The sequence below is a fragment of the Dermacoccus barathri genome, from assembly GCF_015070805.1.
Taxonomy (GTDB): Bacteria; Actinomycetota; Actinomycetes; order Actinomycetales; family Dermatophilaceae; genus Dermacoccus; species Dermacoccus abyssi.
The window spans coordinates 275,953-300,217 of sequence record NZ_JADCTK010000002.1 but is presented as its reverse complement, the minus strand read 5'-3'; the positions used below and the strand labels follow the sequence as shown (position 1 = coordinate 300,217).

Annotated in this window: 22 protein-coding genes and 1 other RNA gene; 2 read left to right on the top strand and 21 right to left on the bottom strand. The window is 67.7% G+C overall.

Going from position 1 to position 24,265, the window contains the following annotated elements:
• Window positions 1-38: 38 nt before the first annotated feature.
• From IM689_RS04425 to IM689_RS14585, 6 genes are all read right to left on the bottom strand, one after another.
• Window positions 39-863, bottom strand: coding sequence for an RDD family protein (locus tag IM689_RS04425; protein WP_047311941.1), 825 nt, complete (start codon window positions 861-863; stop codon window positions 39-41).
• A 44-nt stretch (window positions 864-907) separates the two neighbouring features.
• Entirely contained in the window at window positions 908-2,677 is a 1,770-nt protein-coding gene (locus IM689_RS04420; protein WP_193643063.1) for a DEAD/DEAH box helicase, read from the bottom strand.
• An 85-nt stretch (window positions 2,678-2,762) separates the two neighbouring features.
• Window positions 2,763-3,923, bottom strand: coding sequence for an MFS transporter (locus IM689_RS04415; RefSeq protein ID WP_193643062.1), 1,161 nt, complete (start codon window positions 3,921-3,923; stop codon window positions 2,763-2,765).
• A 154-nt stretch (window positions 3,924-4,077) separates the two neighbouring features.
• A complete protein-coding gene (locus IM689_RS04410) occupies window positions 4,078-4,413 on the bottom strand; it encodes a DUF3039 domain-containing protein (protein ID WP_047311938.1) in 336 nt (111 codons plus the stop codon).
• A 68-nt stretch (window positions 4,414-4,481) separates the two neighbouring features.
• A complete protein-coding gene (locus IM689_RS04405) occupies window positions 4,482-5,045 on the bottom strand; it encodes a YqgE/AlgH family protein (protein ID WP_231579577.1) in 564 nt (187 codons plus the stop codon).
• Between the two features lie 117 nt (window positions 5,046-5,162).
• Entirely contained in the window at window positions 5,163-6,959 is a 1,797-nt protein-coding gene (locus tag IM689_RS14585; protein WP_319803801.1) for a DEAD/DEAH box helicase, read from the bottom strand.
• A 48-nt stretch (window positions 6,960-7,007) separates the two neighbouring features.
• Between IM689_RS14585 and IM689_RS14580 the strand changes: the two genes are divergently transcribed.
• Window positions 7,008-7,787, top strand: a complete 780-nt coding sequence (locus IM689_RS14580) for a hypothetical protein (protein ID WP_227484460.1) — start codon at window positions 7,008-7,010, stop codon at window positions 7,785-7,787.
• Between the two features lie 289 nt (window positions 7,788-8,076).
• Here IM689_RS14580 and IM689_RS04395 read toward each other — a convergent pair whose 3' ends face one another.
• Together IM689_RS04395 and ssrA are read right to left on the bottom strand one after the other, a co-directional pair.
• Window positions 8,077-8,430 (bottom strand): VanZ family protein, encoded by a 354-nt coding sequence (locus IM689_RS04395; protein ID WP_129664445.1) that lies wholly within the window; start codon window positions 8,428-8,430, stop codon window positions 8,077-8,079.
• A 358-nt stretch (window positions 8,431-8,788) separates the two neighbouring features.
• Window positions 8,789-9,155, bottom strand: a transfer-messenger RNA (tmRNA) gene (gene ssrA / locus IM689_RS04390).
• A gap of 370 nt (window positions 9,156-9,525) precedes the next feature.
• On the opposite strand from ssrA, the gene IM689_RS04385 reads away from it, so the two are divergent.
• Window positions 9,526-12,906, top strand: coding sequence for a pyruvate carboxylase (locus IM689_RS04385; RefSeq protein WP_193643060.1), 3,381 nt, complete (start codon window positions 9,526-9,528; stop codon window positions 12,904-12,906).
• Window positions 12,907-12,991: 85 nt separating this feature from the next.
• Here the strand turns inward: IM689_RS04385 and IM689_RS04380 are convergent, their stop codons facing one another.
• From IM689_RS04380 to IM689_RS04320, 13 genes are read right to left on the bottom strand one after another with little or no spacing between them, the layout of a single operon-like run.
• Window positions 12,992-14,857, bottom strand: coding sequence for a DUF2207 domain-containing protein (locus IM689_RS04380; protein ID WP_193643059.1), 1,866 nt, complete (start codon window positions 14,855-14,857; stop codon window positions 12,992-12,994).
• Between the two features lie 52 nt (window positions 14,858-14,909).
• A complete protein-coding gene (smpB, locus tag IM689_RS04375; RefSeq protein WP_047311934.1) occupies window positions 14,910-15,386 on the bottom strand; it encodes an SsrA-binding protein SmpB in 477 nt (158 codons plus the stop codon).
• A gap of 51 nt (window positions 15,387-15,437) precedes the next feature.
• The gene (locus IM689_RS14995) at window positions 15,438-16,667 is read right to left on the bottom strand and encodes a peptidoglycan DD-metalloendopeptidase family protein (RefSeq protein WP_193643058.1); all 1,230 of its coding nucleotides are present in this window, start codon (window positions 16,665-16,667) and stop codon (window positions 15,438-15,440) included.
• 5 nt (window positions 16,668-16,672) lie between these two features.
• The gene (gene ftsX, locus IM689_RS04365; RefSeq protein WP_047311932.1) at window positions 16,673-17,584 is read right to left on the bottom strand and encodes a permease-like cell division protein FtsX; all 912 of its coding nucleotides are present in this window, start codon (window positions 17,582-17,584) and stop codon (window positions 16,673-16,675) included.
• Complete coding sequence (gene ftsE, locus IM689_RS04360) at window positions 17,581-18,348, bottom strand: cell division ATP-binding protein FtsE (protein WP_193643057.1); 768 nt, start codon at window positions 18,346-18,348, stop codon at window positions 17,581-17,583. The genes ftsX and ftsE overlap by 4 nt, the downstream gene beginning before the upstream one ends.
• Window positions 18,349-18,383: 35 nt before the next feature.
• Window positions 18,384-19,496: a peptide chain release factor 2 gene (prfB, locus tag IM689_RS04355; RefSeq protein ID WP_193643056.1), complete on the bottom strand. Its 1,113-nt coding sequence runs from the start codon at window positions 19,494-19,496 to the stop codon at window positions 18,384-18,386.
• 50 nt (window positions 19,497-19,546) lie between these two features.
• On the bottom strand, window positions 19,547-20,047 hold the full coding sequence (locus tag IM689_RS04350; protein ID WP_193643055.1) for a hypothetical protein: 501 nt from the start codon (window positions 20,045-20,047) through the stop codon (window positions 19,547-19,549).
• Window positions 20,044-20,505, bottom strand: coding sequence for a hypothetical protein (locus IM689_RS04345; protein WP_047311928.1), 462 nt, complete (start codon window positions 20,503-20,505; stop codon window positions 20,044-20,046). The genes IM689_RS04350 and IM689_RS04345 overlap by 4 nt, the downstream gene beginning before the upstream one ends.
• Window positions 20,502-20,915: a TadE family protein gene (locus IM689_RS04340; protein WP_047311927.1), complete on the bottom strand. Its 414-nt coding sequence runs from the start codon at window positions 20,913-20,915 to the stop codon at window positions 20,502-20,504. The genes IM689_RS04345 and IM689_RS04340 overlap by 4 nt, the downstream gene beginning before the upstream one ends.
• Window positions 20,912-21,124: a hypothetical protein gene (locus tag IM689_RS04335; RefSeq protein ID WP_193643054.1), complete on the bottom strand. Its 213-nt coding sequence runs from the start codon at window positions 21,122-21,124 to the stop codon at window positions 20,912-20,914. The genes IM689_RS04340 and IM689_RS04335 overlap by 4 nt, the downstream gene beginning before the upstream one ends.
• Window positions 21,125-21,174: 50 nt before the next feature.
• Window positions 21,175-22,065, bottom strand: a complete 891-nt coding sequence (locus IM689_RS04330; protein WP_193643053.1) for a type II secretion system F family protein — start codon at window positions 22,063-22,065, stop codon at window positions 21,175-21,177.
• Window positions 22,062-22,934, bottom strand: coding sequence for a type II secretion system F family protein (locus tag IM689_RS04325; RefSeq protein ID WP_193643052.1), 873 nt, complete (start codon window positions 22,932-22,934; stop codon window positions 22,062-22,064). The genes IM689_RS04330 and IM689_RS04325 overlap by 4 nt, the downstream gene beginning before the upstream one ends.
• Entirely contained in the window at window positions 22,931-24,157 is a 1,227-nt protein-coding gene (locus tag IM689_RS04320) for a CpaF family protein (protein ID WP_193643051.1), read from the bottom strand. Before IM689_RS04320 ends, IM689_RS04325 begins: the two co-directional genes overlap by 4 nt.
• Window positions 24,158-24,265: the final 108 nt, after the last annotated feature.

The window sequence follows — 24,265 nt, the reverse complement described above, 5'->3', positions numbered from 1 at the left end:
GTGGGGAGCCGCCCTTCGTCGATGAGGTGTGTACGTCGTCAGCGAGTGCGACGAACCTCGCTCTTGACCGCGAGGTCGTGAAGCCCCTGGCGCTTGGCGTTGCTCAGAGCCCAGAGGATGATGAGCGCCTGGAGGAATCCAGCGACGCCGGAGAAGATCGCGACGAGAGCGAGCGCGTCCGGGCCCCACTTCATGAGCGCGCGCAAAGCCGCCCGTCCGAGCGGCAGACGCTCCTTGTCCCCCTGGGCCGTCCCCGCGGGGACCACGGTGATGCCGAGCGCGCGCTTTCCGACGGTGGCGCCGCCGGCGAAGTGCGTCATGAGCACCTCGTACACGAACAGTGCCGCGACGAGCGCACCCGCGAGCGCGAGCGGCGGCGTCATGAGGTCGGCCGGGATGGTCGGCATCTGCTCGCCCGCGGACGCCGCGGACATGAACCTGTCGACGTACTCCTGCATCTGCGTCATCCAGTCGCCGAGAAACGGCAGGACGACGAGCGACACCGGCAGCGAGACGATCAGCCTGTCGAGGAAGGTCGCGAGGATGCGGCGGATGAGCCCCGAGGGCTGTCCGACGGTGTTACCGAACGGCGCCGTGCCCGGCTGGGAGCCCTGGAACTGCGGGCCGTGGAACTCGTCGCGGCGCCCCGACTGCTCGGGGCCCCAGTGCGCGGGGTAGGTGCGCGGTTCACCGTCACGGCGTGGCGGCTCCACGACGTGCTGAACGGGCCGGGCCTCACCGACGTGGTCGAGACCGGGGCGCAGCTTCGGCATGGTGCGGTCGCTCCACAGAATGCCGTCCCAGTAGCGAAGCTGGGTGTCGTCGTCGGGGTCGTCGTACCAGCCGGAGGGGCGCTCGTTCATGCCCCTAGCCTAGGTGTCGCAGGAGCCTGCGCCGGACGCACCGTCTAGCGACGCCCGACGAACCACCGTCGGATGAGCTCGATCCGAGCGCTCACCTGCTCCGACGAGGCGCGGTCGAGCGTCGGCCCGCCGCACTGCTGACGCAGGTCGTTGTGGATGACGGCGTGGGGCTGACCGCTCTTGCGCGCGTACTGCGCGACGAGCCCGTTGAGCTCCTTGCGCTGGTTGGCGAGGGCTCGGTGGGCGGCCACCGGCTCGTCGTCGTCCCGGCGCTTGCGGCCGGACTTCACGAGCTTGTCCTGACGCTGTCGCAGCAGTTTGGAGACCTGATCGGGCTCGAGAAGACCCGGCAGCCCGAGGTACTCCTGTTCGTCCTCGGTGCTGACCTCGAAGCCCATGCCGAACTGCTCGGCGTCGAAGAGGACGTGATCGAACTCCGCTTCGGATTCGAGGGCTTCGAACGAGCCGTCGTCGAGCAGGTCGCCGGAGGCCTTCTCCTCGCGGTTGGCCGCGGCGAGCAGGCCCTCCTCCTCGGACCACATGGCGTCCTCGGGGCTCTCCCCCTGCCTGCTCGGCCGGTCGAGAGCGTGATCGCGCTGTTCCTCGAGACGTGCTGCGTGTTCGAGGATGATCGGCACGGTAGGCAGGAAGACCGACGCCGTCTCGCCCCGCTTACGAGCGCGCACGAAGCGGCCGACGGCCTGCGCAAAGAACAGCGGCGTCGAGGTGGAGGTGGCGTAGACCCCTACGCACAGACGCGGAACGTCGACACCCTCGGAGACCATGCGCACCGCGACCATCCACCGCTCGTCGCTCTTCGCAAAGTCCTCGATGCGGGAGCTGGCCCCGAGATCGTCGGACAGGACGACGGTGGGCTTGGAGCCCGTGATCGCCTCGAGGGTTCGCGCGTACGCCCGTGCCGCGGTCTGATTGGAGGCGATGACCAGCCCACCGGCATCGGGCACGTGGCGGCGCACCTCTGACAGGCGTTTGTCGGCAGCCTGGAGAACTGACGGGATCCAGGCGCCGTTGGGGTCAAGGGCCGTGCGCCACGCACCGGCGACGGCGTCCTTCGTCATGGGGGTGCCGAGACGCGCGGCGATCTCGTCGCCCGCTCGGGTGCGCCACCGCATGTTGCCGCCGTAGGCGAGGAAGAGCACCGGCCGCACCACGCCGTCCGCGAGTGCCTCCGCGTAGCCGTAAGCGTAGTCGCTCGCGCTGCGCCGAATGCCTGCAGCGTCGTGTTCGTAGCGCACGAACGGGATGGGGCTGGTGTCGCTGCGGAACGGTGTTCCGGTGAGGCAGACGCGTCGAGTGGCGCCCTCGAACGCGACGCGCAGAGCATCACCCCAGCTCTTGTTGTCACCGCCGTGGTGCACCTCGTCGAGGATGACGAGCGTGCGCGTGCGCAGCGTGCGGATGCGGTGCACCTCGGGGTTGCTCGCCACGCCCTGGTAGGTGAGCGCGACACCGTGGTAGTCGGAGGCCTCGTCGACCTGGCGGTTGGTGAACTTGGGGTCGATCTGAATGCCGACGCGGGCAGCGGCGTCCGCCCACTGCGTCTTGAGGTGCTCGGTGGGCGCGACGATGGTGACGCTGTCGACGATGCCACGCCCGAGCAGCTCCGTGGCGAGGCGCAGAGCGAAGGTGGTCTTACCGGCGCCCGGCGTTGCGACGGCGAGGAAATCGCGCGGGTTGGTCTCGAGGTAGCGCTGGAGCGCGCCGGCCTGCCAGGCACGCAGTTTCCCGGCCGTACCCCAGGCTGCCCGCTCCGGAAAGGCGGGTGACAGATGCTCTGCAGCCGAAGTACTCATAGGCCGCCAAGTCTACCGGCGACCACCGACAGCCCGGACGCCTCCGAGGGTGGCTCCGACCACGCCGCCGAGCCCGAACGAGCCCTCAGCGAAAGGACCGCGCCAGCGGTGCCAGGAAGAGGACGAGCACCATGGGGATGGCGAATCCGTAGCGCAGCGAGTCGTTGCCGACGGCACCGGTCATCACGGCGCCGAGGATGCCACCGAGGTAGTTGAACTGGTTGAACCGGGCGATGATCGCGTCCACCTTGGCGCGCACGGCCTCGGGCTCGGACAAGGTCTGCTCACGCGCGATCTTGGCCGCTGCGGAGAAGGCGAGAGGTGCCACCGCCGAGAGGCCCAGGCCGGCCACGGTGAAGCCGAGCACAGCGATGAGCGGGTGGGGCGCGAAGACCACCACGCCCAACCCGGCGGCACCGACGAAGGCCGCGGAGCGCACGAGATTGGCGGCGCCGAAGTGTTCTGCGAGGCGGTCACCGGAGGCGCGCCCCAGGAGAGACGCGACGAGGTACGGCAACGTCGCCACGGCCACGAGCGCCGCGCCCGAACCGAAGACGTGGTGGAGGTAGCTCGGGCCCCAGGTCGTGGCGGCGGTGTCGACCATGTAGAAGAGCACCATCGCGATCCCGACGGGCAGGATGCGACGCCACGGCACCTTGGAGCCGTCGTCACCGATCGGGGTCACGGGGCCGGCACCGCGCACGTACGGCGCAGCGACCAGAGCGAGCGGCACGAGAACTCCGGCAACCGCGACGGCCTCGAAACTCCAGTTCTTCGTGAGGAGCGCGAGCACCGTGGCTGCCACGCCACCGCACGTCCACGCGGCGTGGAACGTGGGCATGATCGTGCGCCCGTAGGAGTGCTCGAGACCGACACCCTGCATGTTGGTGCCCGCGTCGGCGAGGCCGAGGGCGATGCCGTAGGTGCTCATCCCGACAGCCAGGAGCGCCACGGACGGCGCCGCCGCCATCGCGGGGACACTGAGCACGACGAGCGCGAAGCCCAGACGCAGCGCCAGAGCACTTCCCCGTCGCGGTGCAATGCGCTCACCGAGGAGGGAACCCACGCCTGCGCAGAGGACGAGCGCCAACATGAGGAGCGAGAAGTCCCCCGGGCTGAGGTCGAACCGCTCCTGAAGCCGCGGCAGCTTCGTCGTGAGCAGGATGAAGACGAACCCCTGACCGGCGAAGGCAGCCGCGACCGCGGCGCGACGTCGACCGAGATCGGCTCGGGTGACGGAACTCATACGCGGATGGTGCCACGCCGCCACCGCACTCGCGCGCAGTTGGTCGCATGTTCGAGACTCTGCCCACGCCTCGGACGGCGCTCACTCGTCAGGTCAGTGTCGACGAGAAAACACCAGCGGCCACCGCGTGGGTGTCCGCTGGTGGAAGCGTTGTCTACTCGCCGCCGTCCTGCGGGGCACGTAGACCTTGGTAGATCTCCTTGCACGTGGGGCAGACCGGGAACTTCTCGGGGTCGCGTCCCGGTACCCAGACCTTGCCGCACAAGGCGACAACCGGCTCACCCGAAAGCGCCGACTCCATGATCTTCTCCTTGCGCACGTAGTGCGCGAAGCGTTCGTGGTCGCCGGGCTCGGAGAGCTGGTGCTGCGTCTCTTCGCGTTCGAGCACGGCCGTCGACGTGCCCGGTCCGCCGAGTCCGCCCGGGTTTCCGGGGTCGCTCTGCGGCGCGTTCGGGTCGTCGATCGAGGAGTTCGTGACTGGGGCGCTCATGGCCGCCAGTCTAGACCTGGCATGCAGGCACCACGGCGAAGTGCGTCCCGGCTCCCGGGGGCTCCAACTCAGTTGAGCGAGGGATCGTCCGGGAAGGTGGCCATGAGATTGAGCGGGAACGGCTGGCGCCTCACGACTCGCTGCCACAGCGTGTCCGGATCGTCGTCGAACAGGTCGCCGATCTCGTAGTCGGCCACGAACCACCAGTCATCGGCGAGTTCGGTGTCGAGCTGCCCGGCCTCCCAGCCGGCCGAACCGGCGAAGACGCGCATGCCAGCTAGCTGAGCTGCCACGAGGGCCGGTGGAGCGTCGAGGTCGACGAGCGAGAGGGATCCGAACAGACGGGTCGTGCCGAGCACCTCGTCGCGGCCCGGAACGTTGGCCAGGGCGATGGCCCGGTCGAGACCGACAGGACCACCTTGGAAGAGACGGTCCGGTGAAGACACGACGTCCTGCCATCCGGGAAGCACCGAATCCACGCCGGCTTCCAACGGATAGTCGAGGACGAGTCCCTGCGCGCCCTCATCGTCGTGGTGAAGGACGAAGACGACGCTGCGCGTGAACAGGTCGCCCTCGTCACCATCGTGCGGACGCGGCACGGCGACGAGCAGACGCCCCGTCAATGAACTCACGCGGCCATTGTGGGCCACGCACGTGGGCGGGGGCGAGCCGCCCCGCATCTCGTAGAACGGGCTCGACCCCGCCCGCACGAAGCGGACGGGGTCGAGCAACAGCACTGACGACTGCGATCAGTCGCGGCCTCCGCGGAAACCACCACGGTCGCCGCCGAAGTTCTGACGACGGTTCTGGCGCTCGAAGCCACCATCGATGTCGTCACGGTAGCTGCCACGACGGTCGTCGCGCTCGCCTCGGTAGCCACCGCGGCCACCACGATCGTCACGGTCACCGAAGCGTCCACGACCACCACGGTCATATCCGCCGCGACCACCGCGGTCGTAACCGCCCCGGCCACCGCGGTCGTATCCGCCGCGTCCACCGCGGTCGTAGCCACCACGGCCACCGCGTCCACCGCGGTCGTTGCGTGGCGAGAGCACGCGACGCAGGTCGTCCTCGGAGATCGAGCGACCCTCGGGCGTCGAACCACCGGCGGCGACGATGACGTCGTCACCCGGGCGGGCCTTCACGAGGCTGGTGTCGACACCGGCCTCGTCGAGCAGACGCTGCATCGAGCGACGCTGGTGCGGCAAGGCGAGGGTCACGACGGTGCCCTTCTTGCCCGCACGCGCCGTGCGACCGGCACGGTGCAGGTAGTCCTTGTGGTCGGCCGGCGGGTCGACCTGGAGGACGACGCCCACCTCGTCGACGTGGATGCCGCGAGCTGCGACGTCCGTGGCGACGAGCACCGGCACGCGGCCGTCCTTGAAGGCGGACAGGACGCGGTTGCGCTGGCCCTGGTTGAGGCCACCGTGCAGCGCAGCCGCCATGACGCCCTGCTCACGCAGTTCGTCGGCGACGCGGTCGGCGCCCATCTTGGTGCGGACGAAGACGACGGTGCGTCCCTCGCGGTTGGCCACCTCGGCCGTGACGACCTTCTTGTCGCGCGGCTCGATGATGAGCGCGTGGTGCGCCATCGTCGTGACGGTGGCGGTGCCGTCGTCGGTCGAGTGCGTCACCGGGTCGACGAGGTACTTGTCGACGATCTTGTCGATGCCGCGGTCGAGCGTCGCGGAGAACAGCAGACGCTGACCGCCCTCGGGCACGAGGTCGAGGATCTCGGTGATGGCCTCGAGGAAGCCCATCTCGGCCATGTGGTCGGCCTCGTCGAGCACTGCGATCTCGACGCGGGAGAGGTCGGCCGCACCGCGCTCGATGAGGTCGGAGAGACGCCCCGGGGTGGCGATGAGAACGTCGACACCGCGCTCGAGGGCCGACAGCTGCGGCTCGTACGGCATACCGCCGGCAACGAGCTTGTGCCTGAGGCCCACGACGTGAACGAGCGGCTGCAACGCGTCGCTCACCTGCATGGCGAGTTCACGCGTCGGCACGAGAACGATGGCGCGCGGCATGTGGGCGCGGGCCGGGCCGCCCTCGGCGAGGCGCGTCAGCATCGGCAGACCGAAGCCGAGCGTCTTGCCCGAACCGGTACGGCCGCGGCCGAGCACGTCCTTGCCGGCGAGGGCGTCCGGAATCGTGGCGGCCTGGATCGGGAACGGCTTCGTGATGCCGTCGCGCGCCATGCGCTCCACGAGAGCATTCGGCAGACCGAGGTCGGCGAAGGTGCGCTCGTCGACGGGCTCCGCGTCGGCTGCAGCGGCGTCGATGTCTGCCTCAGCGGTCGGCTCGGCATCCTCGCCCGGCACGACGATCGGCGCCTCGTCGGTGGGCTCGCCGCCGACGGGGTTCATCTCGTCCGTGGCGTCGATGTTGTCGACGGCCTCAGCCTTGTTCTGCTCGCCCTCGGCGCCGGGCACCTCGGAGTCGACGACACCGGCGTCGCGCACCGGGGTCTCGAACTGCGCCGACGCAGCCTGCTCGTCGATGTTGGCCGTCGCGAGCTCGTCGCCGGTCGCCACGTTCTCGATCACGGCGTCGTCGCGAAGGGTCTCGTCACGGAAGGGACGGTCGGGGCGCCCGTGGCGCTCACCCTGGCGGTTGAAGCCGCGGTCGCCGCGGTCATCGCGGCGGGCGAAGCCGCCGTTACGACGGCCACCGAAGTCACGGCCACCGCGGTCGTCGCGGTTGAAACCACGGTCGTCACGACGCGCGAAACCGCCATCGCGACCGCCACGGTCGTCACGGTTGAAACCACCACGACGCTCGTCGCGACCCTGGAAACCGCCCTCTCGGCGACCACCGAAGTCACGACCACCACGGTCGTCACGGTTGAAACCACCGCGTCGCTCGTCACGCTCGTCGCGGCGCTGGAAGCCACCGTCACGACGGCCACCGAAGTCACGACCACCACGGTCGTCACGGTTGAAACCACCACGACGCTCGTCGCGACCCTGGAAACCACCGTCACGGCGACCACCGAAGTCACGACCACCACGGTCATCACGGTTGAAACCACCGGAACGACCACCACGGTCATCACGACGCGCGAAGCCACCATCGCGACCGCCCCGCTCGTCACGGTTGAAACCACCGCGTCGCTCGTCACGCTCGTCGCGGCGCTGGAAACCACCGTCACGACGGCCACCGAAGTCACGACCACCACGGTCATCACGGTTGAAACCACCACGACGCTCGTCGCGACCCTGGAAACCACCGTCACGGCGGCCACCGAAGTCACGGCCGCCACGATCGTCGCGGTTGAAGCCGCCCTCACGGCGGCCGTTGGACTCGTTGCGCGCGCTCGTGCGGCGCGCTCCCTGCTTGTCGGCGTGCGACCAGCGGGGCTTCTTGTTACCTGAATTGTTGGGCTTGGGAGCCATGAGTTCACTCACTCTCGGTTGCAAAGCACCGAAGATGAACACGCGGGCGCACCCCGTCTAAGAATGGGGGTGTCGCGATCTGTTGCGTGCCAGGTGGGTCGGCGCTGTTTCGTGGGATCTCGGCGCTCACACACACGTCGTCACCCGAAGTGCGACGCTCGTAAAACGGGCCTACTCTCACCACCACGCGCCGTCACAGGGAGTAGCTGTGCAACGCGCTCAAACCGAAAGCAAACCAACTGAACGCAAGATCAATGGTGGAGTAAGTCTACCGGACGCCGCGGCCGCGCCAGACCGCGAAGAGGCCCACAGCGGCCACGATTCCCGTGATGTCCGCCACGATGTCGCGCCAATCCGGGTCGCGATCGACCACGGGAAGCCCCTGGAGCAGTTCGCTGATCGGGGCGTAGGCGGCGAGGAGCACCGGGAGCCACGGCAGGCCTGCGACAAGGGCGAGGATCGCCACTCCCCCGAACATCCCCGCATGTGCCACCTTGTCCACGCCGACGGGCAACGATCCCTCACCCGAAGCCGGCAGATAGAGCAACAGACTCTGAAGAGCGACGGCTGCGGGCAACAGCACCCTTGCCGTTGCGCGGACGACTCTCGTGGGCGCTCGCATCGGACCAGTATGGGTGACGCGGGATCCGACCCGTGCGTCCGGTGTCGCCCAGGAGCGGCACCGGACGCACGGGTCACGACGTACACCGCCGCGTCATCCGGGGTCACTGCCCCCTGGCGCTGCCGAACGTGCGAAGGCTGCCGTGCCTGTGATCCGCGAAATCAATACCGGACGGACGACGCCGAGATCCTCCAACTCTCATCCTTGCGGTGCGGAAACTTCCTCCGGTCAGGAAGGTTGCACGCAGGGACGGACGTGAACGGCCATAGAGCAGAAGAGAAGCCGACGCGCACATGAAAGACGCCGCAGTCCGGACGAACCGGACTGCGGCGTAGCCACAGCGGAACAGCTGATGGGGTGGTGGAGATGGGGGGAATTGAACCCCCGTCCATCGACGGCGATCCAGGGCTTCTCCGGGCGCAGTGCGTATGAGGATTTTCTCGGCCCCACGGCTGGTACGCACACATTCCGTGACAGGCCCAGTCGAGTAAGAGTCCCGCAGCGCCCCTCGACATGACGCTGCAGCAAGTTCTCTAGCTGATGCCAGACACTGAGTCGAGAACTAGCTCAGGCTGACAGACTTCGGGCTCGCTCAGGCGGCGAGGGCGAAGTCGGTGCGCTTGGAATCGGCACCTATTGGTTTGCAGAGGGCGTTAACGAGATAACTCTGCATCCTCGGCCCGCTTCCCCTGGGACGGCGACCGATGTCGAAACCGATCATCCCCATGAGTAGCTGTTCGCACTGTGGAGTTGTGTGCGGCGTCTCGCACCGCGAAACACACTGTAGCCATCAACGAGCGACGTCGCGACTTCATTCCGCAGCGCCGGCTCCGGCTCGCAAATGACGCACACGCCTGGGTTCACAGCTCGAGGGTGAACAGCAGCGCAGCGTCGTTGTCCGCGATTGGGGACCCGCGCTCCGCCCGCGGCGGGAGTGCACCTCTGCGGCAGACCGCGAGCGCCCTTCGCATGGGCGTGAGGCGCTGTGCGCATGTGTTCAGTATTGGTCGGTATTGCGCGCAGATTCGGGGCAGACGCGATGTGCCCGGCCGGTAGGGTTGATCCGTCCGACATCCCCGTGAACGGAGACTACTGATGTTCCGCAAGGTCCTGGTGGCCAACCGAGGCGAGATCGCCGTCCGTGCGTTCCGCGCCGCCACCGAACTCGGTGCGAGCACCGTCGCTGTGTTCCCGCACGAGGACCGTGGCAGCGAGCACCGCCTCAAGGCCGACGAGGCCTACCAGATCGGCGAGGTCGGCCACCCCGTGCGCGCTTACCTCGATGTCGACGAGATCGTCCGCGTCGCGCGCGAATCGGGCGCCGATGCTGTCTACCCGGGGTACGGATTCCTCTCCGAGAACCCACTGCTCGCCGAGGCGTGCGCCGACGCCGGCATCACGTTCATCGGCCCGCACCCGGACGTGCTGCACATGACCGGCAACAAGGCCACCGCCATCGCGGCCGCCAAGCGCGCCGGCCTGCCGACGCTGCGCAGCGTGCCACCGTCGTCCGACATCGACGAACTCGTGCGCGGAGCCGACGAACTCGGGTACCCGGTCTTCGTCAAGGCCGTCGCCGGCGGCGGCGGACGAGGTATGCGCCGCGTCGAGAAGCCCGAAGCACTGCGCGAGAACCTCGAGGCCGCGATGCGCGAGGCCGAGTCCGCCTTCGGCGACGCAACGTGTTTCATCGAGGAAGCCGTTGTCGACCCACGTCACATCGAAGTGCAGGTGCTCGCCGATCAGTCCGGCGAGGTCGTCCACCTCTTCGAGCGCGACTGCTCGGTGCAGCGACGCCACCAGAAGGTCGTCGAGATGGCACCGGCACCCAACCTCTCCCCCGAACTGCGCGAACGCATGTGCGCCGACGCCGTCGCGTTCGCGAAGGAAATCGACTACGCGTGCGCGGGCACGGTGGAGTTCCTCCTCGACCCGAGCGGGCGTTACGTCTTCATCGAGATGAACCCGCGCATCCAGGTCGAGCACACGGTCACCGAGGAGGTCACGGACGTCGACCTCGTTGCCGCCCAGATGCGGATTGCCTCCGGCGACACCCTCGACGACCTGGGCCTGCGCCAGGAGGACATTCACCTGCGTGGAGCAGCCCTCCAGTGCCGCATCACGACCGAGGACCCGGCCAACGGCTTCCGCCCCGACACCGGCACCATCACCGCCTACCGTTCGGCGGGTGGCTCCGGCGTCCGACTCGACGGCGGCACGATCCACATGGGCGCCGAGGTGAGCGCCCACTTCGACTCGATGCTCGTCAAACTCACCTGCCGCGGCCGCGACTTCGCAACCGCTGTGCGTCGAGCCCGTCGCGCCCTCGCCGAATTCCGCGTCCGCGGCGTGAGTACGAACATTCCGTTCCTCCAGGCCCTTCTCGACGACCCCGCCTTCATCACGGGGCACGTCACGACGTCGTTCATCGAGCAGCGTCCCGACCTGCTCAACGCGCGCACGCCGGGTGACCGCGGCACGAAGCTGCTCACCTACCTCGCCGAGACCACGGTGAACAAGCCGTACGGCGAGCGTTCGGCCCTCACCGTCACGGCCCGCGAGAAGCTGCCGAGTTTCGACGTCAGCACCCCGGTGCCACCGGGCACGCGCGACCGCCTTCTCACAGCCGGCCCCGAGGAGTTCGCCCGCCAACTGCGTGAGCAGACGGCGGTCGCCGTCACCGAGACGACGATGCGTGACGCGCACCAGTCACTCCTGGCCACACGCATCCGCACCCGCGACCTCGTCCACGTCGCCCCCTACGTCGCTCGTATGACGCCGGAACTGCTCTCCATGGAGGCCTGGGGCGGCGCCACGTACGACGTTGCCCTGCGCTTCCTGTCGGAGGACCCGTGGGAGCGCCTCGCCAAGCTGCGCGAGACGATGCCGAACGTTCCGCTGCAGATGCTGCTTCGCGGACGCAACACCGTCGGCTACACGCCCTACCCGACGAAGGTGACGGACGCCTTCGTCCAGGAAGCCGCGCGCACCGGCGTCGACATTTTCCGCATCTTCGACGCACTCAACGACGTCGAGCAGATGCGTCCCGCCATTGAGGCCGTGCGCGCCACCGGAACGTCGGTCGCGGAGGTCGCGCTCTGCTACACGGGTGACCTCACCTCACCGAGCGAGAAGCTCTACACGCTCGATTACTACCTCGAGCTCGCCGAGCGCATCGTCGCCGCGGGCGCGCACGTTCTCGCAATCAAGGACATGGCCGGGCTGCTGCGCGCGCCTGCCGCTCGCACGCTCGTCACGGCACTGCGTGAGCGCTTCGACCTGCCGGTGCACCTGCACACGCACGACACGCCAGGAGGTCAGCTCGCCACACTGCTCGCGGCCGTTGACGCCGGCGTCGACGCCGTCGATGTCGCAAGTGCCTCGATGTCAGGCACGACGAGCCAGCCCTCGATGTCCGCATTCGTCGCGGCCACGGACGGCACCGAGCGTGCCACCGGCCTCGATCTGCAGAACGTGTGCGATCTGGAGCCGTACTGGGAGGCCGTGCGCACGCTCTACAAGCCGTTCGAGTCCAGCCTGCCCGCTCCGACAGGCCGCGTCTACAAGCACGAGATCCCCGGCGGTCAGCTGTCCAACCTGCGTCAGCAGGCCATCGCGCTCGGTCTGGGCGACCGGTTCGAGGCCATCGAGGACATGTACGCCGCGGCGAACGACATCCTCGGCAACGTCGTCAAGGTCACCCCGAGTTCGAAGGTCGTCGGTGACCTCGCGCTCGCGCTCGTGAGCGCCGACGCGGACCCCAAGGACTTCGAGGAGAACCCGCGCAACTACGACATCCCTGACTCGGTCATCGGCTTCCTCGGCGGCGAGTTGGGCGACCCGCCCGGCGGCTGGCCGGAGCCGTTCCGCACCAAGGCGCTCGAGGGCCGCACGGTGCGCCCGAGCATCGAAGAGCTGTCAGAGGAGGACGAGCAGCAGCTTGCTCGCGATCCGCGCTCGACGCTCAACCGTCTTCTCTTCCCCGGCCCGACGAGCGACTTCGAGCGCGCCCGCGAGCTCTACAGCGACCTGTCGGTGCTTTCGACGAAGGAGTTCCTCCACGGCCTCGCGCCGGGCCAGGAGCACGAGGTCGACCTCGAGCCCGGCAAGCGCATCCTGCTGTCCGTGGTGTCCGTCTCCGAACCTGACGAACGGGGCATGCGCACGGTGCTCGCCACCGTCAACGGCCAGCTCCGTCCCGTTCAGGTGCGCGACGAGTCGGTCAAGGTCGACGTCGACGCGGTGGAGAAGGCCGACCCGAAGAACTCGGGCCACGTGCCGGCGCCGTTCGCGGGCATGGTGTCGGTCACGGTCTCCGAGGGCGACGAGGTGGAGGCGGGCGACACCGTCGCGACGATCGAGGCCATGAAGATGGAGGCGTCCATCACAGCGCCCGTCGCCGGAACGGTGAAGCGCGTGGCGCTCAAGCACGAGACGCAGGTCGAAGGCGGTGACCTCGTCCTCGTCCTGGAGTGACGACCGAACAGTGCATGACGAAGGGGTGACCATCGGATTCGATGGTCACCCCTTCGTCATGCCTGGGGCGGGTCGGTCGGCTACGTCACCAGCCGCCGCCACCGCCGCCGCTCACACCACCGCCGGAGAAGCCTCCGCCGCCGGAGAAGCCGCTGCCCCCACTGGAGCCGGGCGTCGAACTGAGAGCCGCCGAGGCGGCCTCGCCGAAGGCGTCGAGGCCCGAACCGAGATCGTCGAAACCGCTGAAACCCCCGTAGCCGCCGTACGGGATGTACCAGTACGGCATCGCCAACGGATAGCCCTGAGCTGCAGCGGCCTCGGCCACTTCACCGAAGACCTTGGCCCAGCGCTCCGCGAGCCCGAGCACGACGGCGTACGGCATGTAGCGGCTGAAGATCTGCTCGGCTTCCTCGAACTTGAACTGCTTCGCCTCGGCGGTCTTGAGGTACAGCTCGAACCCGCGTGACTGGTCGTAGACGGCAGAACCCACGGGAGTTCGCGCACCCGCACTGCGCGAGAGGAACAGCGCGAAAACGCCCGCAGCGGCGAAGCCCGCACCGAAGAGAAAACCGTTGAGGTTGAGCGCACTGGCCACGAAGAACGAGACGAGTGCTAGTGCGAAGAAACCGACGACAAGTCCCATCGCCTTCGCGCGTGAGGTGGCCGGCGACTCGTCGAACCACCCGCGTTCGAGCGTCTCGCGGTACATCCCCTCCTTGGCCTCGGCGAGGTGGCCAGAGAACTCGTTGCGCAGATCCGAGAGCTTCACCTCCGTGCCGCCGGCGAAGACGGCGTTGAGCAACGTGGCCTCGTACGGCAGGAGCGAATCACCGCCGGGCGGGTTCTGGGCGGTGAGAAGCCAGTCCTTGTCGCCGAGATCGGTCATCGTGAGGTAGCCACGCACGGACAGATCCACGATCGTGCCGGCGACGTCACGGTTGTCCGCGCTGCGGTCGATGATGGTGCCCATGAGCCCGGGCGTCGTGTCCCGCGGCGGGTCGAAACGGACGGCGACCTCCGGCTCCGGGCCACGCACGACGTCGTAGCGCTGTCCGTCGGCGGGCAGTTCACCGGGCGTCACCCCACCGAAGCGCTGATCGCCGGTCTTGCGCCGCCGTGCGAGCATCCAGGCGCCGGCAAGGCCCGCCACGCCCACGGTGCCTGCGCCGCCGACGAGGTTGAGGTTCTTGCGCGTGCTCTGGGAGAACGGACCACCCGAACCGTAGGCCTCCACCGCAGAGCCGTCCTCGAGAATCGGCGCGGTGTTCGTGAAGGCGCTCGTCGGCATGGCGGACACGATGGACATGCCCTCGCCGTTGCCCACGGAGCGCGCCGAGAAGGTGGCCTGCTCGCCGCTCGTGGCCTGGCACGTCTGCTTGGAGCCCTTCGCGCCGTAGAAGCACTTCGCGTCGTTCACGGCGGCGGGGCCCTTGAGGGTGACGTTCGCCTTGTCGATCGGAATGCCCCATTGCTGGCCGATGGCGTTGATGTAGAACTCGGTGGAGCCGTTCGGCTGCTTGTTGACGACGCCGCCGAGGCGGTAGGTGATCGTGTACTTCTGCACCCCGCTGACAGTGCGGTCGGCGTCGCCGATGCGCAGTCGCGTCGCCCCCCCGTCGGCCGACTTCTCGACGTCCGAGGGCGCACCCGTGCTGGAGGTGACCTTGACGTTCGTCAGCGGGTACACACGGTGCTTCTCGTCGTTGTAGCCCTGCGCCGTGATGATGAACCGGTCGAGCCCGTGGTGGGAGTTGTCGTCGAAGCGGACCGTGATGTTCTCCGTGACGTCGACGGCGCCGTCACGCTTGAGGTCGTAGTCGATGTCGTACGCGCTGATGCGCATGTTCTCGTTGCCGGCGGCCACTGCCGCCTGCGCCCCCGGCAGGACGCTCACCCCGACCAGCGTCGAGGCGGCGGCCAACGTCGTCAACATCCCCGAGAAACGGCTCATGCCCCTACCTTGCCATGAGCGAGGAAGGGGCATGAGCGAAGGGGCGAACGGGTCACCCGCCGCGCTTGAGGCGGATCTGCATCTCGCGCTGGGCCTCGAGGTTGTCCTGACGCTCACGCAGTGTCTGACGCTTGTCGTGCAGCTGCTTGCCCTTGGCCAGTGCGATCTCGACCTTGGCGCGCCCGTCCTTGAAGTACAGCGACAAGGGCACGATCGTGTAGCCCTTCGACTGCGCCTTGTCCGCCAACTTGATGATCTCGGCCTTGTGCAGGAGCAGCTTGCGCCGCCGACGCGCCGAGTGGTTGGTCCACGTGCCCTGCATGTACTCGGGGATGTGGACGTTCTCGAGCCACATCTCACCGTCACGTTCGAGGACGTAGCCGTCGACGAGCGAGGCCCGACCCATGCGCAGGCTCTTCACCTCGGTGCCCATGAGGGAGAGGCCAGCCTCGACCGTGTCCTCGATGTGGAAGTCGTGGCGCGCCTTCTTGTTGTTCGCGATGACCTTCGTGCCCTTCTCCTTGGGCATGCGGCTCACCTCCTCGTCTCGTGTTCGTCCCGTACTGCGCCCGTCAGCGCTTCACCCTACCCACTTGCGCGGGCTGACTGCGACACCATTTTCTCGGGTCTCGAAGTGGAGGTGGCATCCGGTGACGCGCCCGGTCATGCCGGAGACACCGATCTGCTGGCCCTTCTTGACCTTCTGCCCGGCACTGACGCGAAGGCTCGTGAAGTGCATGTACGCCGTGGTGAGCTGTACGCCGTTGACGGTTCCGTGGCTGATGTAGACGTGGTTGCCCGAGATCCCGTTGTAGTTCGCTTCGATGACGGTGCCGTCACCCGACGCGTACACGGGGGTGCCACAGGCGAAGGGGTAGTCGTCGCCCTCGTGCAGCTTCTGGATCCGCAGCACCGGGTGGAACCGATAGCCGTACGGCGACACGATCGAGGACGCCGGTCCGGGTGCGGCGAGGAAGCCGCCTTCGTTCGTCAGCTTCGTGACGCTCGGGTCGAGGTTGTCGCTCGTCGAGGTGATGTTCTTGAGTCGGTTGCTCTCCGCCTCGAGGGCCGCGAGCTTCGCCTCTTCCTTCTTCTTCTCCTTGGCCAGTGACGCTCGGTCGCTCTGTTGCGTCGCCTGGACCGTCTTGAGGTCAGATTCGGCGGTGTCGGCCTGCTTCTTGGCCGCGGACGCGGCAGCCACGGCGGCGTCCTGCTTCGTCTTCGCCAGGCTCGCCTTGCGGCGGACCTCGGCAAGACGCGCGGCTTCGCTCTGCCCGGCGGCCGCGGAACTCTTGAGGTTCGTGATGACGCCCTGCTGGCGTCGCATGACGATGTCGGCGAGCGCCATGGAGCCCGTGACGTCGGTCTTCGAGGTGAGCACCTGGACGGTGAAGGTGAGGTCACCCAAGCCACCGGACTCGAAGGCGTTGCGCGCGAGACCACCGACCTGCGTCCGAGCGGCCGCCTGATCGGTGCGGTTGCGGGCGAGCGCCTTGCGTGACGCGTCCTCGTCGGCCTTAGCAAGGTCGTAATCGGATTTGGCGTCGGTCTGCTTCTGCTGCGCGCTCGTCAGTTTGGACCGTGCCGTCGTGACCTTCTTGTGAGCGGCGGCGACCGCGGCGTCGGTCTTCTTGAGCTTCGCATCCGCGGCCGTCAGTTCCTTCGACAGGTCGTCGATCTCGGACTTGCTCGCCTTGATCTTGTCGTCGACATCGTCGCCGAATGCCGCCGAGCCGGCGCCCAGCGTCAGGGCCGCGACGACGGCCATCGAGGCAGCCGCGCGAGAGCGTCGCGAGGAGAGTGCACCCACGTTCATCAGACCTTGAGATAACGACGCAGCGTCACCCATGACGTCGAGACAGCGAGGACGAAGGCTCCCAGGAAGAGCCAGGGAACGACGACGAGGACGTCGCTGTCACCGATGAGATTGACGAAGCCGCCGCCCGAACTCGCGAGCCCACTCACGCCGAAGTGCACCATCGCCCACAACAGGCCGGACGCGAGCACCGCACCGGCGAGGGAGGCGATGAGGACCTCCGCGACGAACGGCAGATAGATGGTGGCGCTCGAGGCACCGACGAGTCGCATGATGCCGACCTGGCGGCGGCGGGTGAACGCGACCTGCCGGATGGTCGTGACCATGAGCAGGATGGAACAGACCACCATGAGACCGGCGATGATGGCCGAACCCACACCGAGCATGTTGAGGAAGGAGAAGAACGGCGCGAGCACCTGATGCAGGTTGCTCACGTGCGCGACGCCGGGCATGCCCTGGAATCCACTCGCGATCTCGTCGAAGCGCTGCGGATCCGACAGGCGAACCTCGTAGAACGCCGGCATCGACTTCGCGTCGACGCTGCTGACGTACGGCGAGTCCTTGTACTGCTCGCGGAACATCGCGACGGCTTGTTCGCTCGTCTTGTAGTCGACCTTCGTCACGAGTGGGCGCAGGTTGTCGAGGTTGCTCTTGACCGCCTCGGTCTGGGCTGTACTCGCCTCTCCCCCGGCACACGACGCGACGTTCGTGTCCGAGTCGGTACACAGGAAGACGAAGGCGTGGACCTTCTCGTACCAGTCGCCCTTGGCCTGGTCCACCTGACGCTGGGCGAGCAGGCCGGAACCGACGAAGAACAGCGAGACCATCGAGACGAGCACGACGGACGCGATCATCGAGGTATTGCGTCGAACGCCCTGCCACACCTCGGAGGTGAGGAAACGAAGTCTCACGGCGTCTCCTCCAGACGATGGGATCCGTGCGCCGCGCGGTAGGCGCTGCGCGTACCGAGTTCACCCAGGTCCGGTTCGAGGGCTTCGGCTCGGTAACCACCGGTGGAGTCGCGCACGAGGCGGCCGTCCTTCATCTCGAGCACGCGACGCTGCAGGCGGTCGACGAGGCTGTTGTCGTGCGTGGCCATGACGAGCGTGGTCGACGTGCGGTTGATGCGATCGAGCACTCCGACGACGTCGTCCGAGTTCGCGGGGTCGAGGTTTCCGGTGGGCTCGTCGGCGAGCAGGATGGCGGGCTGCTTGACGACGGCGCGGGCGATCGCCACGCGCTGCTGCTCACCGCCGGAGAGCTCGTGCGGGAAGCGCTTGGCCTTCTCCGCCAGCCCGACGAGTTCGAGCGACTCGGGCACGGCCCGGCGGATGGCGCCGCGTCGACGTCCGAGGATCTCGAGGACGAAGGCCACGTTCTCCTCGACCGTCTTGTTCTCGAGGAGACGGAAATCCTGGAAGACGACACCGATGTCGCGTCGCAGGCTCGGGACCTTGCGTCGCGGCATGTTGCGCAGTTCGCGCCCGGCGACGTGGATCTCGCCGTCGGTGGGCGCGACCTCGTGCGTCATGAGGCGCATGAGCGAACTCTTGCCGGAACCGGACGCGCCGACGAGGAAGACGAACTCACCGCGCGCGATGTTGAAGCTGACGTGCTCCAGCGCCGGGGCGTGGTTCTTGTCGTACGTCAGGGAGACGTCGTCGAATCGGATCATCGTGGTGTGGAGTGCTCTCGGTCCCGTCGGTGAGGTCAGTCGTCGTCGCGATCCGCAGCACGCTTCCAGCGGATGCCTGCTTCGACGAAGCCGTCGATGTCGCCGTCGAAGACGCCGCTGGTGTTGCCGACCTCGTGCTCGGTGCGCAAGTCCTTGACCATCTGGTAGGGGTGCAGGACGTAGGAGCGCATCTGGTCGCCCCAGCTGGCCTTGACATCACCGGCCAGTTCCTTCTTCTGCGCGGCTTCCTCCTGCTTCTTGATGAGCAGCAGGCGCGACTGCATGACGCGCAGTGCGGCCGCACGGTTCTGGATCTGGCTCTTCTCGTTCTGCATCGAGACGACCGTGCCGGTGGGGATGTGAGTCATGCGCACGGCCGAGTCGGTCGTGTTGACGCTCTGACCGCCGGGGCCCGACGAGCGGAAGACGTCGACCTTGAGCTCGTTCTCCGGGATCTCGATCGTGTCGGTGGTCTCGATGAGCGGCACGACCTCGACGGCGGCGAACGACGTCTGGCGGCGGCCCTGGTTGTCGAACGGCGAGATGCGCACGAGGCGGTGGGTGCCGGCCTCGACGGAGAGGTTGCCGAAGGCGTAGGGCACGTTCACTTCGAACGTGGCCGACTTGAGACCGGCCTCTTCGGCGTAGGACGTGTCCATGACCTTCGTCGGGTAGCCGTGACGCTCGGCCCAGCGCAGGTACATGCGCATGAGCATCTCGGCGAAGTCGGCGGCGTCGACGCCACCGGCGCCGGCGCGGATGGTGACGACGGCTTCGCGCTCGTCGAACTCACCGTTGAGCAGGGTGCGAACCTCGAGTTCGCCGACGGCCTTCGTCAGCTTCGTGAGCTCGCGCTCGGCTTCGGCCATCGTGTCATCGTCGTTCTCCTCGGTACCCATCTCGACGAGGGTCTCGAGGTCGTCGATCGCGGCGTCCATGTTCTCGACGCGGTCCTTCTCGGCGTTCGCGCGAGACAGGGCGGAGGTGATCTTCTGGGCCGATTCGACGTCGTCCCACAGGTCGGGGGCGGCAGACTGCTCCTCGAGGTCGGCGATCTGCTTCTTCAGCTTCTCAAGGTCTAGCACCTCGCGCACGGACGCCATCGTCGAGCGCAGGTTCTTGATTTCGGTAGGAAAGTCGACAGCCACGCCTTCCAGGGTATCCGTTATGACGCCCGACTCCCCAACCAACCGATTGTTCACCGCTCCAGATGGGCGTCAGCACGTGAGACGACGTCCACGGTCATGGGTTCACCGAGAGCCGCCATGGCCGATCCGACGACCGGCGGACGCACGACGGCGCGTACTCGAACAGTGACCTGCTCGCCGACGACCTCGACGCCGCTGACGCGCCACGACGTGATGTGCTTGGGCAAGGGTGTGGAAGCGACGATGCGTGCCGCCTCCGCCGAGGCCCCGTCGGCATCGAGCGTGGCGTTGTCGACTCCCTCGGTATAGGCGCCGGCCAGGGAGATGCGGTCAGCGGCCGCTGCGCTTGCGTGGTCGGCTGCATCGAGCACGTCGAGGCGAGCCATCTGCGCCGATGCCACGCTCACTCCCCCGACGAGCAGCATGCACACGCACACGCTGAGACCGAGACCGAGCAAGCCGATACCTCCGGTCTCGTCGGCCACAGCAGCCTTGGCGCGGCGACTCAACAACGCTCGCAAGCACATCCATGGCGCGCGGAAACGGGTCACCGCTGGCCTCCGTACTGTTCGACCTTCTGTTCGTGGGACGACGACACCGTGACCTGAAGGTTCGCGGCCCCGGCGAGCCATTTCGGCACGAACGGCAACGTCACCGTCGCTCGCGAGGAAGCCCGCACCGAGGCGCCCGGCGTCAGGCACGGGCTGGCGGTGCATGTCACGGCCGTCGATCCGACCGGCACGTCTTGGTCGGCGTACGCGATTCGAGCTGCTGTGTTCGCGCGGGCAGCGCCTGCCGCGCTGGAGGATGACGTGACGTAGGTGCGCGCCGCTTCGCGAGCGGCCTGCCGTGCCGCGTACGAGGCTGCTTCCACACGCAGGAGCGCGGTGGCGACCCACACGAGCGGCAGGAGCAAGACTGCGATGACCACGATGGTTTCGATGAGAGCAGAACCTTCTTCACTGTGGCGGTCGACGACGTCGTGACCGACGGCCCTTTCGGCACTCACGAGGAACGCTCCTCGACGATCGCGCGCCCGCTGGTGTGCAGCGTGAGCCCGACACCGAACGGCCCGAGCACGGGAACGGGCGCGTCGATGTCCACCTGAATGACGTCGAGCCCCTCCGCACTGCTGCGATGCGCTGAGATCGATCCTGCGTAACGCGGACTGAGGGAGTCGGACACGAGGTCGCTGGCGCGCTCCTGCGCCACGCCGGGACCGGCATCGACGCGAGCGCCGTACCGGGCACTCTCCGCGGCTGCCATGGTGAGGGTCGAACGGACGTGGGTGGCGTAGGCGAACTGGCAGACGACGAGGAACACGCCCACGATGAGCGCCATCGTCATCGTGTACTCAGCCACGGCCGAGCCTTCGTCCCCGGAGAGCGCGGCGACGCGACGCTCCGGGCGTCGACTCATCCTCCGGAGACCTTGTTCATCGCGGCCGTGAACATGTTCTTGAGCAGGGGCCCCGCCGTCTGCCACAGGAGTGTGACGAGGCCCGCGGTCATGAGGGTGACCAGCACCCAACCGGGCACGTCGCCGCGCTCCGGTTGACCGGTCAGCCGTGTCATGACGTTGCCGACGGCTCGACGGACTCGGCGCTGAGCTGAGGAGAGATGAGACATGGTGTGTTCCTTCCGGTGGGGTGTCGGTGAGGAGTTCCGACAGGGTGGGGTCAGAGGTTGAGGTCCAGGGCGGCGATGCCCGGATAGACGGCGAAGAGGATGGTGATCGGCAGGACGAGGAAGACGACGGGCGCCATCATGAGGACCTCCTTGCGCCCAGCTGATTCGATGAGTTCCCCGCGGGCGGCTTCACGGGCGTCCTGAGCCTGGGCCCGAAGAACGTCGGCAAGCGGGGTCCCCCTCTCGAGAGCGACGATGACGCCCTCGATGAAGCGGTTGACCGCCATGACGTTGGTTCGCCGAGCGACCCCCGTGAGCGACCGCGCCAGTGGCGTTCCTGCCCGCGTCTCGTCGAGAGCGCGACGCAGTTCGTCCGACAGCGGGCCGCTGCACAGGCGGGTCACGTGCTCGAGGGCGCCCAGGGGCCCCTGCCCTGCCGCTACCGCGAGCGCCAGCATGTCGGCCACGGACGGGAACTCGGTGAGCATGCGCGCCTCGCGACGGGTCGCCTGCTGCGTCAACACCTGGTCGCGAAGCACGACACCGAGCCCCGTCGCAAGCAGAATGAGAGCCGTAGCGCCCACCGGCCCGGACTGTGAAGACGACCCACCCATCAGCAACACGAAGCATGCGGCGGCGAAGCCGGTCATGCCCCATACCGCTTGGCTCGTGCGGAACATCTGAACGTCCGGGGCGAGCCCGGCTCGCTCGAGTCGGGAGCGCACGTGGTCAGCGCCTCCGAGAACCCTCCCGAGCCCCGAAGCTACGGAGTCGAGCAGAGCTCGTGCGTTACGGCGTGATCCTGGACCTCGGTCACCGGTGAGAATGCCGGTGAGGCGCTGCTCGAGAAGTGACGTTCGCGGGCGCACGAGCCATGTACCGACGAGCAGTAGCCCGGCACCGATGCACAGTGCCGGCCACCACGCTGCGTAGGTGCTCATCGCATGACTCGTTCCTCTGTCGGCAGCCGACCGATGGCGCGCATGGCGAGGTAGGCAATCCACGAGACGATGCCGCCCACCACGAGAACGGCCACTCCCGTGCTGGAGCGGTAGGCGTCGAGTCCGCCACTGCGGAAACCGACCACGACGAGAGCGAGCCAAGGCGCCGCGAGCGCCAGGCGAGCGGCACTCACCGTCCAGCTCTGTTTGGCGGCCAACTCAGTGCGTGTCGCGGCGTCCTCGCGCAGGAACGAGCTGAGTGTGCGAAGCAGACGTCCGACGTCGGATCCTCCGACGTTGCGGGCGAGTCGCAAGGACTCGATGAGCCGGTCGGCGGCCGGATCCGCGAGGGAGCTCTTGAGTACGTCGAGCGACACGTCGAAGCGGCCGTGCGCGGCATCGTGCCGGGCGAAGGCGGCAAAGTCCTCCCGCAACACCTCGGGACCGTGGTGGGCGAGTTGCCGCAGAGCTTCCGGAATGGAGAGGCCAGCGCGTACCGCGGAGGCGACGTGGTCGACAGCGTCCGGCCACGCTTCGCGCCGAGCCCGAAGGTGGACGACGGCGCGGTGACGCACGAACATCCACGGCGCGTAGAGACCTACGGCGCCACCGAGCAACGTCAGAGCCGGAACTGCGGTGGCGACGAAAACGACGCCACCCACGACGAGGGCACTGAGCATCGAGGCCGCGACGACGGCTCGGACCCCCTGCTCTCGAAATCCCGCGAGCGTCAATTGCTCACGCACGCGCTCGTACTGACGTGAGCGGCGTAGAGACGCCACCGGGGCCACGGGCTGGGGCGCGCTCCAGGCACTCCACATGAGCAGTAGTCCCGTGCCGACCGCCGCGGCGCACAACAACGCCGTCATGACGACAGCTCCCGCGCCAGTGCAGCCAGGTCAATACCCGCCCGTGCGAAGCGGGGTTCGCCGTCAAAGGCCGCGAGCAGCCGTGGGTAGGTGTCCTGCCCCTCTTCGTAAAGGCTGATCGTCTCCACGGTGTCTCCTTCGACGCGGCCGGTCACGCGCAGCACCTCGCGGGTGGAGCGGCGCCCGTGCCGATCGAGGCCGAGGTGGACGACGAGGTCCACCGCGCTGGCGACCGTCGGGACAACGAACGACGAAGAAATATTGGGGCCCGCCAACAGCGGAAGTGTGCACAGCTTCGTCAGGGCTTCACGGGCAGAGTTGGCGTGCAGAGTGGCGAGGCCCGGCAGACCGCTGTTGAGCGCCAACAACAGATCGAGCGACTCGGCCTGCCTCACCTCCCCCACGACGACACGCGAGGGGCGCATGCGCAGTGCTTCCTTGACGAGCATGCGCAGCGTGACCTCGCCGTTGCCCTCGAGGTTGGGTTGGCGACACTGCATCGCCACCCAGTCACGCGCCGCGAGTTGGACCTCGAAGACCTCCTCGCAGGTGATGACCCGCTCGGTCGGCGGAATGGCACTCGCCAGGCAGTTGAGCATGGTGGTCTTGCCGGCCTGGGTCTGCCCCGAAACGAGCACGTTGAGACCCGCGCGGACACATGCGCTCAGGATCTTCGCGAGCCCCGACGGTAACGAGCCGCGACGCACGAGATCGTCGAGCGAATGACTCGTGGCGACGAACTTGCGAATGTTCACCGCCCAGAACTCGCGGGTGACATCGGGGATGACGACGTGCAGGCGTGATCCGTCCGGAAGAGCTGCGTCGACGAACGGAGCGCTGAGGTCCAAGCGACGACCGGACGAGCGCAGCATTCGTTCGACCAGCGTGCGCACCTGTTCGGGCGTGAGAATCGTGTTCGTCAGCTCGGGGATTCCCGAGCGTGCCACGAACACGCGGGCCGGTTCGTTGAGCCAGATCTCCTCGATGGACGGGTCGTCGAGATAGGGCTGCAAAGGCCCGAAACCCGCCACCGCGTCGAACACGGCCTTGGCCTCGTCCTTCGCACTCGGAAGCGCCGGGAGCCCGGCTCGTGCGCGAGCGAGCTCGGTGGCTGACACGATCTCCGCAATGATCGAGCGGACCTTCTCCGGTTCGGTGCTCGGATCGACGGCACGCGAGCGTAATTGCTCACGGACCTCGTCCTCGATGAGACCGACAGCCATGGATGGTCACCTCCCGCCGACTCGCTCGTCGAGTCGATTCGTTCCTGGCGGCCATCAAAGGCTCCGGCGGAACCGAGCGGGGGTTTAGCCGAAATTCTTACCAAATTC